Origin of the sequence: uncultured Proteiniphilum sp. (genome assembly GCF_937873925.1) — a bacterium.
In the GTDB taxonomy this organism is placed as follows: domain Bacteria; phylum Bacteroidota; class Bacteroidia; order Bacteroidales; family Dysgonomonadaceae; genus Proteiniphilum.
The window spans coordinates 1-13,246 of the sequence record NZ_CALNAT010000081.1 but is presented as its reverse complement, the minus strand read 5'-3'; the positions used below and the strand labels follow the sequence as shown (position 1 = coordinate 13,246).

The 13,246-nt window shown below is 45.1% G+C and carries 12 protein-coding genes; 7 read left to right on the top strand and 5 right to left on the bottom strand.

The annotated features are described in order from the left end of the window. Positions 1-177 precede the first annotated feature (177 nt). Both Q0502_RS05840 and Q0502_RS05835 read left to right on the top strand, forming a co-directional pair. Positions 178-666, top strand: coding sequence for an ABC transporter permease (locus Q0502_RS05840; protein ID WP_366521767.1), 489 nt, complete (start codon positions 178-180; stop codon positions 664-666). A gap of 218 nt (positions 667-884) precedes the next feature. Continuing rightward, complete coding sequence (locus tag Q0502_RS05835) at positions 885-1,913, top strand: dihydroorotate dehydrogenase-like protein (protein ID WP_298648334.1); 1,029 nt, start codon at positions 885-887, stop codon at positions 1,911-1,913. A 70-nt stretch (positions 1,914-1,983) separates the two neighbouring features. Here the strand turns inward: Q0502_RS05835 and nhaA are convergent, their stop codons facing one another. Together nhaA and pepE are read right to left on the bottom strand one after the other, a co-directional pair. After that, positions 1,984-3,198 carry a Na+/H+ antiporter NhaA gene (nhaA, locus tag Q0502_RS05830; protein WP_298648331.1) on the bottom strand — a complete coding sequence of 405 codons (1,215 nt, stop codon included), beginning with the start codon at positions 3,196-3,198 and terminating at the stop codon, positions 1,984-1,986. Continuing rightward, positions 3,195-3,908: a dipeptidase PepE gene (pepE, locus tag Q0502_RS05825; protein WP_298648329.1), complete on the bottom strand. Its 714-nt coding sequence runs from the start codon at positions 3,906-3,908 to the stop codon at positions 3,195-3,197. The genes nhaA and pepE overlap by 4 nt, the downstream gene beginning before the upstream one ends. Positions 3,909-4,013: 105 nt before the next feature. On the opposite strand from pepE, the gene Q0502_RS05820 reads away from it, so the two are divergent. Beyond that, positions 4,014-4,670, top strand: coding sequence for a DNA alkylation repair protein (locus Q0502_RS05820; protein ID WP_298648327.1), 657 nt, complete (start codon positions 4,014-4,016; stop codon positions 4,668-4,670). A gap of 72 nt (positions 4,671-4,742) precedes the next feature. On the opposite strand, the gene Q0502_RS05815 is transcribed toward Q0502_RS05820, so the two are convergent. Beyond that, positions 4,743-4,928, bottom strand: coding sequence for a hypothetical protein (locus tag Q0502_RS05815; protein ID WP_298648325.1), 186 nt, complete (start codon positions 4,926-4,928; stop codon positions 4,743-4,745). 145 nt (positions 4,929-5,073) lie between these two features. Next, a complete protein-coding gene (gene rlmH, locus Q0502_RS05810) occupies positions 5,074-5,547 on the bottom strand; it encodes a 23S rRNA (pseudouridine(1915)-N(3))-methyltransferase RlmH (protein WP_298648322.1) in 474 nt (157 codons plus the stop codon). 250 nt (positions 5,548-5,797) lie between these two features. On the opposite strand from rlmH, the gene nadC reads away from it, so the two are divergent. From nadC to Q0502_RS05790, 4 genes are read left to right on the top strand one after another with little or no spacing between them, the layout of a single operon-like run. After that, positions 5,798-6,652 carry a carboxylating nicotinate-nucleotide diphosphorylase gene (nadC, locus tag Q0502_RS05805; RefSeq protein WP_298648317.1) on the top strand — a complete coding sequence of 285 codons (855 nt, stop codon included), beginning with the start codon at positions 5,798-5,800 and terminating at the stop codon, positions 6,650-6,652. Between the two features lie 6 nt (positions 6,653-6,658). Further along, entirely contained in the window at positions 6,659-7,126 is a 468-nt protein-coding gene (locus Q0502_RS05800) for a dCMP deaminase family protein (RefSeq protein ID WP_298648315.1), read from the top strand. Further along, the gene (locus Q0502_RS05795; protein WP_298648312.1) at positions 7,113-8,753 is read left to right on the top strand and encodes a S41 family peptidase; all 1,641 of its coding nucleotides are present in this window, start codon (positions 7,113-7,115) and stop codon (positions 8,751-8,753) included. Before Q0502_RS05800 ends, Q0502_RS05795 begins: the two co-directional genes overlap by 14 nt. Positions 8,754-8,759: 6 nt before the next feature. Continuing rightward, entirely contained in the window at positions 8,760-10,715 is a 1,956-nt protein-coding gene (locus Q0502_RS05790; RefSeq protein ID WP_298648310.1) for a nucleoside-diphosphate sugar epimerase/dehydratase, read from the top strand. Position 10,716: 1 nt separating this feature from the next. On the opposite strand, the gene Q0502_RS05785 is transcribed toward Q0502_RS05790, so the two are convergent. Next, positions 10,717-12,555, bottom strand: a complete 1,839-nt coding sequence (locus tag Q0502_RS05785; RefSeq protein WP_298648308.1) for an ABC transporter ATP-binding protein — start codon at positions 12,553-12,555, stop codon at positions 10,717-10,719. Between the last annotated feature and the right edge of the window lie 691 nt (positions 12,556-13,246).

Here is a 13,246-nt window from a genome sequence, read left to right as displayed (position 1 = left end):
CCTCTCTTTTAAAGCCAATTGTTCCTATAAAATAGAGTTACTAAACTAAAAGAGATTGGACCTGCCATTGTAAAGAAAGTAACCTTTTGAAGGGGATGTACATAAGAGAAGGGAGACAGCGCAAATAAAGCATCGCTGATATTTCTGGTTTCCCAATATAACTCTAACAATGAAAAATTGTTTACTTTTTTTGCTTTGGCATTACCCACTCCCCGAACCAAAATTTCAAATGCGAAATTCATTGTATATATACTCTGGGCTATCGGATTGGCATTTTCAAATCTACTGATAGGATTTATAATCGGTTTATTGTTAGATCTACCAATTTCGAATGAATATTTTGTCCTTGGTCATTTGTCAAATTATTTTATGACTACTGTTTTAACAATATTGATTGGCATACCTAACGCATTTTTTGCGGTATGGCAAAAAGGATATTTAGCCCCGTTAGGATTTGTAGCTTTAACTTTGGTGTTTTCTCAAATTATTGCCGCAACAGGCTACGGGTATTATTTTCCTTGGTCGATTCCAGGATTATACAGTGGGGCTGGTGGCAAGTACAAACTGCAGCTTAACGAACTTAGTTATATCATTTTAGTCTTAACGGGCTTGGTCGGATATTTTTCTACAATTATTTATTGGAAATATACAGATCATGTAAAATGAAAAATGTTTTGACAATTCCTTTTTCTCTCATTCCTGTGGAGTTGAAAGTTGCAACTTGCTGCCTTCCGGACGGATATTTAACAGCTATATTTTTATACTCTGATGTGGTTCTTTCGTGAAAAAAGTATAACTTTGTCTGATACGTCAAATCGGTATTGAGATAAATTATTCAATTGCCATAAGTTGGTCGAAATTTTAATAAAATAAAATATAGTCGTATGAAGAACCTGGAAACATCCTATATGGGCATTCAGCTCAAGAACCCGGTCATACTGGGTGCATCAGAACTGTCCTCTGAAATCGATTCACTGAAGAAGGCCGAACAGGCAGGAGCCGCAGCGATAGTCTATAAAACACTTTTTGAAGAACAGATACAATTGGAAGATCTGCAATTTGACGAGTTGAAGGACGAGTATAACGATATCCATGCAGAGATGACTTCGCTGTACCCCGATATCGATCGCTCCGAAATAGAATATTATTTAGTAAAGATCCGCAATGCAAAAGAAAATCTTTCCGTACCGGTGATCGCCAGCCTGAATGCTGTGAATGAGTCCTCCTGGTTTCGATATGCACGTCTGATTGAAGAGACCGGAGTGGACGGAATAGAACTCAACCTTTACCAGACCCCCACGCAGTTCGATCTCGATGCAGCTGAAATCGAAAGACGGCAGATAGCGATGGTTACTGAGATAAAAAAACAACTGTCCATACCGGTGAGTGTAAAGCTCAGTTCCGATTATACCAATATCCTGCACTTCGCAAAACGTCTCGATGAAGCAGGTGTAGACGGAATGGTACTTTTTAATTCTTTCTTTCAGCCTGATATCGATATTGAGAAGGAGAGTCACAGAAGAGCATTTAACCTGAGTAAAAAAGGCGATTATAAACAGTCGCTGCGTATCGCGGGGATGCTCTATGGCCGTGTAAATGCTGCCGTATGTGCGAGCAGAGGTGTTTTTAACGGTGATGATGTGATCAAGCTGATTCTCTCAGGTGCAACCTGTGTTCAGGTGGTAAGCGCTGTCTACAGGCATGGGATGAAACAGATCACCGAAATAATCCGTGAGGTTGAAGAATGGATGGAAAGGAAAGGTTACGATTCTATTGAACAGTTCAGAGGAAAGCTTTCTGACAGTATACTCAATAAAAATGACAATCTGTTGATCTATAAGAGGGCACAGTATGTCGACCTGATACTTCATTCCGACACGATCTACGGAAATATGCAACACCGGGGTTTTTAGGATTTTAGGAAGAATTATTCCTGAATATAAAATTGGAAAGCGGCTTCGGTTATAATAATTGAGGCCCTTTTCAATCTTCCGTTGGACTTTTCACCGTGCCAGGCTCAGCGTCTGATCCCGATGAAGAAAAAGCTTTGAGCCATATGTACCCCACGACCATCGCCAGACCCGAAGCGATCAGTACGGACAGTTTCGCGATATCCTTCAGCATCTTGTCATCGGGAAAAGAAAGATTCGACACGAATATCGACATGGTAAAACCGATACCTGCCAATATGCCGACTCCTATAAACCGGGACCAGCGTATATTTGTTAACCTGACCAGGCGGAGTCTGACCATCAGGTAAACGGAGAGTGAGATACCCAGCGGTTTCCCAACAAACAAACCCAGGATGATCCCGAGGGAAAGCGGGGAGCTGAGGCCGGAGACGGAGGCCGGCGAAATGAGAATGCTCGTGTTTGCCAGCGCGAAAATAGGAACAATGATAAAGTTGACGGGTAGACTGAGTCTCTTCTCGAATGCAGGCATCTTGTTCACCGGAAGTATAAAAGCGAGTATTACGCCGGCAAATGAAGCATGTATGCCCGACCGGTACATACAGTACCACATGCCCAATGCCAGCATGACCGTGACGAAATAGACAAATTTATGCTGAAAGCGACGGTTGATCACAAAAATAACGAAAGCCGCAACGGCCACTCCTGCGAGCCAGATAAAGTAAAGCGATGTGCCGTAAAAAAGTGCGATGATGAGAATGGCGCACAGATCGTCTATAATGGCCAGTGCCGTTAGAAAGACTTTCATGGAATGGGGTACTGCTTTTCCCAGCAGGCTCACCATACCGAGTGTAAAGGCAATATCCGTAGCCGTAGGTATGGCCCATCCGTTTGAGTACCCCGTACCGGCGGCGGTGAGGGAAAAAATGATCGCCGGAAAAGCCACGCCGAATAACGCGGATACAGTGGGAAGCATCATCCTGCTGGGAGAGGAGAGCTCGCCCGTGGTTACTTCCTTTTTTATATCGATTGCCACATGGAAAAAGAACACCGTCATCAAGGCGTCGTTCACGAAGTGGATAATCGTATCTGGCAGATGCAGATAGTGGAATCCGGGGATCATCGTCTCCCAGAAATTGTAATAGTGAATCCCTATGCCTTGAATGTTTGTTAAGATCAGCGATGCAAGGGTGCATAATAGTAAAAGGACTCCCAACGATCTGCTGTCGTTGATAATTCGTCGGAATTTCGACGTAGCCGGTCGTAGGTTTGTATGATCGGTACTCATTTACGGTGCAAAAGAAAACTAAAGTCATCTTCGTTGGAGAGTTCCATGGGTTCCTGCCCGTATTTGAAGATACGCGCTTTGCGGGATCCTGTCATCTCCATTTCCTCATCTTCAACGAGAAGCATGGTGCCTTCACGGAGCCCTACCACATACACATTCCGGTTTACCTCAATGAACTCCCGGATCCGTGTCTCGCGCGTCTCGCCACCATGATTTGCCGGGTGATCATCCAGATAATGCGGATTGATCTGGAAAGGAACCAGTTTCAGCGTTTTGAACTTCAAGGGTTCTACAATGGGCATATCGTTGGTCGTCCTCAGGGTAGGACAGGCAATGTTGGAACCGGCGCTCCATCCGATGTAGGGAGTGCCTTTCTTTACTTTTTTACGGATCACCTTCATTAACCCCTTTTCCTGAAGCATCTTCACCAATTGCCATGTGTTTCCACCCCCGACAACGATGGCGTCGGCATTTTCGATGGCCTCCACAGGATTGATGAAATGATGAATACCGGTGACATGGTGGCCTATTTCGGCAAAACGGGCATTCACTTTCTCTTCATACTCATTAAAAGAAAAAGTTACCGCCGCATAAGGAATGAAAATGGCGTTATTCGCTTTTTCTCCCAAAAATTCTTTGATCCGGTCTTTGGGATACTCCAGATATCCTTCACCGGGATTGGTGGAGTTACTGATCAAAAGGAGTCTCATCTTTATATACTTTAATTATGGTACAAATATAGTGAAAAATGATGGAAAATGGTAATTTCACGCCCGAATAGCGTAATTTTGCAGCCAAACGGAATAAACAAAACAATGGAAACGATCTTACGCAATATACGGGCCGATCTGCGGATGTCGATGAACGGTGCGACTGCCGCCAGTATGCGGGCAAAAGGAGTGGGATATCGCATGAATTTCGGAGTGGATATTCCCGGACTCAAACAGATAGCGCTCAGGTACGAGCCGGATAAAACATTGGCAGAGATAATGTGGAAGGAAGATGTGCGTGAATTGAAGATACTGGCGACCATGCTCTGCCCTCCCGGTCAATTTTCGAAAGAAAGTGCCGGCAGGTGGGCACAGGCAATCGCTAATCAGGAGATACGTGAACAGGCATGTAAAAACCTTTTTCAGGAACTTCCCTGTGCTGATGAACTGGTGCATGACTGGACCGGAAGCGAAAATGAAAATATACGGGCTACCGGGCACTGGCTTTTCGCCAGGTTGTGTATTATCCGGTCAAATGCGATAGAGCGGATCCGCATTGGTGAGTTGTTGGAGAAGGCAAAGATCGATTTGAAAAATGAATCGCTGCTGCTGCGTCAATCGGCATTGAATACACTGAAATTCTTCGGCAGGATATCCCCTGGCAACGCGGAGAATGTGATGAAAAGGGTTGCCGGTTTCGAACATTCCGGTAATCCGCAGGAGAAGGAAATTTTTGATTTGCTCTCTTTTGAATTCAATTGATTTAGTCGTTTTCAAGTTTTCCTGCACTCTTTCTCGCGATAACAGGAGACGAATTGATCCGGATTATAACGGTTAATCTTTGAAGTTCTTCCTGATAAAAAATACCGACAGCAGGAGATTCAGAATGAGAAAAGCGCCGCTCCCCACCAAAAATAAGGCTTTCCACCGGGGAAATATCAACAGGGAGACCACTGATGCCATCACGATCAGCGCAATAATGACCCATATCACAGTAAGAATTGTTTTCTTTTTTGTCATTGTTCTGCTTTAATTCTTTACAAATATATAATAACTATTTCGTTAAGCCAAATGAGCAGAAAGCAAGCTTGTTTGCATTATGCCATGGCAAGAATTGGAAATCGAGGAGCCTGCGACTCAAATAGTCTAACTTTAGTGAAATTTTTTATTCATGATGATAGGGTTCGTTATGTAAAATCGTCATTGCGCGGTAAAGCTGTTCTGTAAAGACCAGCCTCACCATCTGGTGGGTAAAGGTCATTCTGGAAAGCGACATCGTTTCGGTGGCCTTTTCACGGATCTCCTGTGAAAAACCATAAGGGCCCCCGACAACGAAAACCAGTCGCTTGGCGGCAGAAAAGGTCTTCTTTTCCAAATATCCGGCGAACTCCAAAGATGAATACTGTTTCCCCTTGTCATCGAGCAGCACGACATAGTCGGACGGTTGCAGCCCTTTCAGCAGTTTTTCTCCCTCCTGCTTTTTTTGCTCTTTCTCAGAGAGGTTTTTCGTGTTTTTTATATCCGGTATGATTTTCATGTCAAACGGAATATAAAAATTGATCCTCCTGCTGTATTCCTCTATGATCTGCGAAAAGAACGGGTCGTCCGTTTTGCCTACGGAAAGCAGAATAATTTTCATGTGGAAATTTATTAACCTGTAATTTATTTTAAATTAATTCCTCTTTATTCTTCCTCTTCCTCTTTATTTTTTGTTTTATTATGCTATTCCACCGGGATATTGGGGAATTTGGCTTCAGAAAATGAAAAAAGCCGTTGTTGGAGACAAATATAACCGTTTATTTCTTATTTTTGCATTAAAATTCTTGTAAAAGAATAACAAAACAGATATAATGTTTGTTTATTCTGATATGACGCGTTATCGTTTTAATATGACAGAAGAAGAATTAATCCATAACCTTATCCGGCTGGCTTTGTCCGAAGACATCGGAGACGGAGACCACACCACCCTCTGTAGTATCCCGGAAACAGAAGAAGGGCAATCAAGATTATTAATCAAGGAAGAAGGTATACTTGCCGGGGTAGATGTTGCCATTGATGTGTTCCATACTTTTGATCCGGAATTACAGGTCGAGATCTTTCTTGGCGACGGTTCGCACGTTAAGCCGGGAGATGTGGCCTTTATTGTCTCGGGAAAGGTGCGGTCGATTTTACAGACTGAACGCCTTGTACTCAATATTATGCAGCGGATGAGCGGTATCGCCACCATTACAAACAAGTATATGAAGCGGCTCGAAGGCACATCCGCAAAAGTGCTTGACACCCGGAAAACCACCCCGGGAATGCGTATCCTGGAAAAACAAGCCGTCAAGATCGGAGGGGGGGAGAATCACAGAATAGGACTGTTCGATATGATCCTGCTGAAAGATAATCACGTGGATTTTGCGGGAGGAATTGAAAACGCTATCCGCGGCGCGCAAAACTATTTAAAAGAGAGAAACAAAAGACTCAGAATTGAGATAGAGGTGAGGAATCTGGACGAACTTGAAGAGGCGCTTCGCATAGGCGGCGTGGACAGGATTATGCTCGATAATTTTACTCCCGGCGAGACCCTCCGGGCAGTGGAGACTGTGAAGGCCGTGGACGGCCGTGTGGAGCTGGAATCATCGGGAGGGATCACCATCGATACTATCCGTGAGTTTGCCGAAACAGGGGTGGATTATATATCGGTAGGCGCGTTGACCCACTCGGTGAAAAGTCTCGATATGAGTTTGAAAGCAATCTGATTCAAGATGGAACAAAACGGGGATAAGCAGGAATTACTCGACAGGCGGTACATGCGCATGGCTTTTATCTGGGCTGAAAATTCCTACTGCAAACGCAGAAAAGTAGGTGCACTCCTGGTGAAGGATAAGATGATCATTTCCGACGGTTATAATGGCACACCTTCAGGCTTTGAGAATGTCTGTGAAGATGAAAATGATATCACAAAGCCTTATGTGCTTCATGCCGAAGCGAATGCAATCACCAAAGTGGCCCGCTCCAACAATAGTAGCGACGGGGCTACACTCTATGTCACTTCTTCACCCTGCATCGAGTGTGCCAAACTGATCATCCAGGCCGGTATAAAGAGGGTGGTTTATTCGGAAAATTACCGGTTAAGCGATGGGATAGATCTGCTGAAAAGGGCCAATGTTGAACTTGTATCGGTGGAAATGGACAAAATAGTAACAGGAGAGAAATTGAATGAATTCAGGTAAGAAGACCAGAACGTGGCTGCCCTTGTGGATTGGCATCGGTATTGCATTGGGTATATTTATCGGAAGCAGATACAGCCAGTTCGGACGTTCGGGAAGCGTGGAGGGATACGGCAAGATAGACGCGGTGCTGAACTACGTCAGGGAGTCGTATGTCGATACGGTCAATATGCGTCAACTGGTGGAAGATGCGCTGCCCAATATCATACAGGAACTCGATCCGCATTCAGAGTATATCTCGGCGGCCGATATGAAACGGGTGAACGAAGACCTGGAAGGTCATTTCTCAGGAATTGGCGTCAATTTCTATGTGTTAAGAGATACCATCGTGGTGACGGGTATCGTACCGGGCGGCCCTTCCGAGGCCGCAGGGATAATGCATTGGGACAGAATAGTCACGGTGAATGATACCCTGGTTGCCGGACAGAAGCTCCGGAATGAAGATGTGATGGAAAAACTGCGCGGAGAAATAGGGTCGGAAGTGAAACTGGGTATCATAAGAGGCGAGGAGGAACGTTTGCACGAAATCACCGTTACACGGGGTGACATCCCTATGAACAGCGTCAATGCAGTCTATATGCTGACGAACAAGATCGGTTTTATTAAATTGGGAAGAAACTTCGGATTTAATACATTCAGCGAATTTATTTCTGCCATATCCAAGTTAAAAAGCCAGGGAGCCAACTCTTTTATGATTGATCTGAGAGGGAATGTAGGAGGATCACTGGATGTTGTGGTAGCAATGGTAAACGAGTTCTTGAACAGGGGCGACCTGATCGTATACACGCAGGGTAGGAATTTTCCGAGAACCGACAGCTATGCCAATGGATCGGGGACCTGCAAGAATGATGATGTGGTGGTGCTGATCGACGAGTTAAGTGCCTCGGCCAGTGAGATTTTTGCCGGAGCCGTTCAGGACCACGACAGAGGGCTGGTGATCGGCAGGCGTTCTTTTGGTAAAGGACTGGTGCAGGGACAGCGTAATTTTCCGGACGGTTCGGCAATGAGGCTCACGGTGGCCCGCTACTATACGGCCTCGGGCAGATCTATCCAACGCGGATATGAGAAAGGAAGATACGATGAGTATGAGATGGAGGCTATCAACCGTTATATTGAAGGAGATTATATCAACGTGGATACGGTGTCGAACCATCTCATTCCTTTTCAGACGGCGGGGGGCAGGACGGTCTATGGCGGCGGCGGTATCATGCCCGATATCTTTGTACCCCGCGACACCCTGGGGATCAATTCCTATTATAATCTGGTGGTGAATAACCGGTTGGACGAGAAATATGCCATGCTTTATTCCGATATGAACCGGGATAAACTGAGTAGTTTCGAAACATGGCAGGAACTTTACAGGTACTTGCAACAACAACCGCTGTTGCTGAATCTGGTGAGTTTTGCAGACCATAATGGTATCAGAAGAAGACCTTATTATATTCAGGAGTCGAGTGAATTGCTTGAGGATGCGATGTATGCCTACATTATTCGGAATTTCTTCGGAGAAGAGGCTTTCTGGGCGGCTTACCAAAAAGAGGACCCGTTAATTAAAAAAGGAATCCGGTTGATAGAAACAGGAAAGACTACACGTCACGCTATCGTTAATGAGGAGTACAAACTAAATTAGATCTTTATGAGCAATTTGATACACAATTTTTTATCGAACAGGGTTTTATCCCGTTTTACCATTTTCGTAATCGATACTCTCATGGTCCTGTTCTCCTGTCTGGTGATGTATATGGTGAGATATGGATTCACCGGGCTCACATCGGAAGTAAGGGCTGACGGGGTCACCTTGTATCTGATCCTTATTTTTGTCAATGCTATCACATTCATATTGTTCCGTACATTCAGCGGTATTCTGCGGTTCTCATCCTTTAGCGACTTGATGAGGATCACGTACGCCCTGGTGGTGGGTTATGGAATCACCTATACCATTATTGTGATACTGAAAAGGTATCAGTCCGATTTTCATCTGGATGATGTTACCTATACCTCCATTTTCTTTCTCAATATGTTTCTGATGATCTTTTCGCGGGTACTGACGAAGGAGGTCTATGAGTTCATTACAGGCAGAGAAGTGAAACCGGTCAACGTGTTTATCTACGGCACCAAGGAGGCCGGTATCAGCCTTGCAAAAGCATTGAAAGGAAACAGTGAATTCAACTACCGGGTACTCGGATTTATTTCCGATGAAAGTCACATGGTAGGGAAAGAACTGATGGGGGTAACCATTTACGCCAATAATGAGAACCTTTTCAGAACTTTGGAAAGCAAAGATGTGAAGACCATTATCGTTTCGCCGCAGCAAATGGAAGAGATAAAGAATTCCGAACTCTTGGGTAATTTTGTGGATCACAATATTTCGTTGCTTACCACCGTTCCCCTCAACGAATGGAACGGGATGATCATGAGCAAGGAGCAGTTGAAAGATGTACAGATCGAAGACCTCCTGCCACGTGCCCCGATCCATATCAACATGCTGGAGATAGCCTCAAATATTGAAGGAAAACGGGTAATGGTGACAGGTGCTGCCGGATCGATAGGCAGCGAAATTGTCCGTCAGGTAGCTAACTTCAATCCTTACAGTATTATTCTCATAGACCAGGCGGAGACTCCATTGCATGACATGAGGCTGGAATTGAAAGAGAAATGGAGAGAGATGCGTGCGGAGATCATTGTGGCCGATGTAAGCAATGCCAGCCGGATGGAGAGGATTTTTTCCAGGACACGGCCGCAGTATATTTTTCACGCGGCGGCATACAAGCACGTACCGATGATGGAGGACAATGCATCGGAATCGGTGCAGACCAATATCCTGGGGACAAAGATAGCGGCGGACCTGGCGGTAAAGTACAATGCGGAGAAATTTGTGATGGTGTCCACAGACAAGGCTGTGAACCCTTCGAATGTGATGGGTTGTTCAAAAAGGATTTGCGAGATATATGTGCAGTCTCTGGCGAAATATATCGGGAAAAGCGGAAAAAAAACAACCCAGTTTATTACTACCCGCTTTGGAAACGTGCTGGGGTCCAACGGCTCCGTAATACCTCTTTTCAGGGAGCAGATAAAACATGGAGGCCCCGTTACGGTAACCCATCCGGAGATCATCCGCTATTTCATGACTATTCCGGAAGCCTGTCAGCTGGTGCTGGAGGCGGGAGCTATGGGGAAAGGCGGTGAGATCTATATTTTTGATATGGGGAAACCGGTCAAGATCCTGGATCTGGCCAAAAGGATGATCCGGCTCTCGGGTTCAAAGAATATCAAGATAGAATTTACCGGCTTGCGGCATGGTGAAAAACTCTATGAAGAGTTACTGAACACGGCCGAGCATACCAAACCTACCTACCATGAGAAAATCATGATCGCCGATGTCCGTGAGTATGAATATGAAGATGTGAGCCGGAAAGTCGATGCACTTATTCATACCTCTTACGAATATGACGATATGCGGACAGTGAAGAGGATGAAAGAGATTGTTCCGGAATTCCGGAGCATCAATTCTCCTTTCGAAGCAGTGGACAGGTTACTGGAAAAGATATCCGGAAAAGAAGCGCTTGTCCCTGTCCCAAAAGATAAGGGATAGGCTATTCACTGAGATCGCGCTGTGTATCGCACAATGAGGTGTAGTACCCCCCCTGTGCATAAAGTGTGGAATGTTGTCCCGATTCCACGATTCGTCCATCTTTCATTACATAGATCTCATCCGCGTTTTTGATGGTGGATAGCCTGTGGGCTATCACGATGGTAGTGCGGTTCTTCATCAGTTTTTCCAACGCCTCCTGTACAAGCCGTTCCGAGTCGGTGTCGAGTGCCGAAGTGGCTTCATCCAGTATCAGTATCTTCGGGTTCTTCAGTATGGCCCGCGCAATGCTGATACGCTGGCGCTGGCCGCCCGAAAGCTTTCCGCCCCGGTCGCCGATATTGGTGTGGTAACCAAACTCCGTAGCCATAATGAACTCGTGGGCATTAGCAATCTTCGCGGCGTTGATCACCTGGCTTTCCGTTGCGTCGGCAACCCCGAATGCTATATTATTATAAAAGGTATCGTTAAACAGGATGGCCTCCTGGTTCACATAGCCCATCAGCGATCTCAGGTCCCGGACTCTCATATCCTTTATATCGACCCCATCGATGAGAATCCCTCCTTTCTGGATATCGTAGAAGCGGGGTAACAGGTCTGCCATCGTCGATTTTCCCGAACCCGACTGGCCCACAAGGGCGATGGTTTTTCCTTTGTCGATCTTGAGATCCACCCCTTTTATAACCCAATCCGTTTCATATTTAAACCAGACATCCCTGTAATCTATACAGGAGTTGAAGGCGACGGGAACAGGCTGTGCCGGGTCGGTGATCTTGTTGTCGGCAGTCAGTATCTTGTCGATCCGCTCCATCGATGCCAGTCCGCGTTGCACGGCGTAAGCTGATTTTGAGAATTCCTTGGCCGGATTGATAATACTATAGAATATGGTCAGATAGTAGATGAACGAGGCGGCGTCGATGATGCTGTTGCCCTCTAATATCAATGAACCCCCAAACCAGAGTACAACCGCGATGGTGATGGTGCCCAGCAACTCACTCATGGGATGTGCCAGTTGTTGCCTGCGCGCAATACGGTTCGACATGCGCCTGAACTCGTTATTCCCGCCATGGAACCTTCCGGAGATCTTGTTTTCCGCGCCGAATGCCTTGATCACCCGCAGCCCGCTTAGGGTTTCTTCCATCTGCGACATCAGTTCGCCCCACTTGTTCTGTGCCATGAAAGAACTCCTTTTCAGGGTTCTGCCCACACGCCCCATCACAAATCCCATCACCGGCAGTACCACCATCACGAAGAGGGTCAGTTGCCAGCTTAAGATCACCATAGTGGTCAGGTAGATCAGGATAAGGATCGGATTCTTGAAAAGCATATCGAGAGAACTCATCACGGAGTTCTCCACTTCATTCACATCGCCCGATACCCTGGAGAGAATATCACCCTTTCTCTCTTCCGTAAAAAAACCGATGGGGAGGGAGAGTACCTTGTCGTTGATCCGGTTGCGGATATCCCTGACCACGCCGGTCCTTATAGGGATAAGGAAATAGGATCCAAAATAGGCGGTCCCCGTTTTCAGTAATGTCATCACGATCAGGAAGGCTGCCAGCGCCATCAGCGTGGAACTGCTCCCGTATGTATCTATAAGTTGGGTTATATACCAGTTCACATTATTAAGCACCACGTCTACGAACGAATAATCGGAACTACCCCACGGTATAAAGGAAAAGGTTTCCCTGTTTATCTTGAACAAAACCTGGAGGATCGGGATAATGGTCGCGAGGGAAAAAACATTCAATATGGCCGTCAGTATATTGAAAATGAATGCCAGGAAGACATATTTCTTATAAGGGGGTAAAAATCGTTGTAAGATATGAATGATACCTTTCATGTGTTTATTCTTATTTTTTACATTAATGTCACAGGGAACATTTGCGTTAAGCTAAAGGAGCAAAGTCAACTTGTTTGAACTTGGCCATAGCGGGCAAATGCCTAATTTTAATGAACGTTTTCGTTAAGCAATACGGGCAGAAGACAAACTTGTTTGGATTATGCCGTTGCGAGAAAATGCCTAATGTAATTGAACTATTTTGTTAAGCAATACGGGCAGAAAGCAAACTTGTTTGCAATGTTTTCTAGAAAACAATTAAGTTTACTTGAATATGCCGTTGCCAGAAATAGTCTAATTTTATTAAATGGGTGCAACCCGATAAAGGGTGCATGCAGATTTTATGCGAAGATACTTATAAAATGTGATTCGAAGGAAGAAATTTCATCTTTTCTCACGCTTTCCGGCCCCATTCCCGCCGAAGAAATTATAGCCGGCGAAGATCAGAAGAAACTATTTTCCCCAGAAAATTTCCCGGGTCTTCCCTCGGGTTTGATCCCTTTTTCGGGTTTTCTTCTGTTAGCCTGAAAAAAGATTGATTTTTTATTTTTTTATAATGGTTTGATATCCTTTTGTTTGGATTCTGAGCGTAGAAAATGGAAGAAAAAAGATTGATTTTTTTTGTTGAATTGTTTGCGTGGTAAAAAAACAATCTCTATCTTTGCACCCGCTTTCAGGAAACAACTATTCCGGG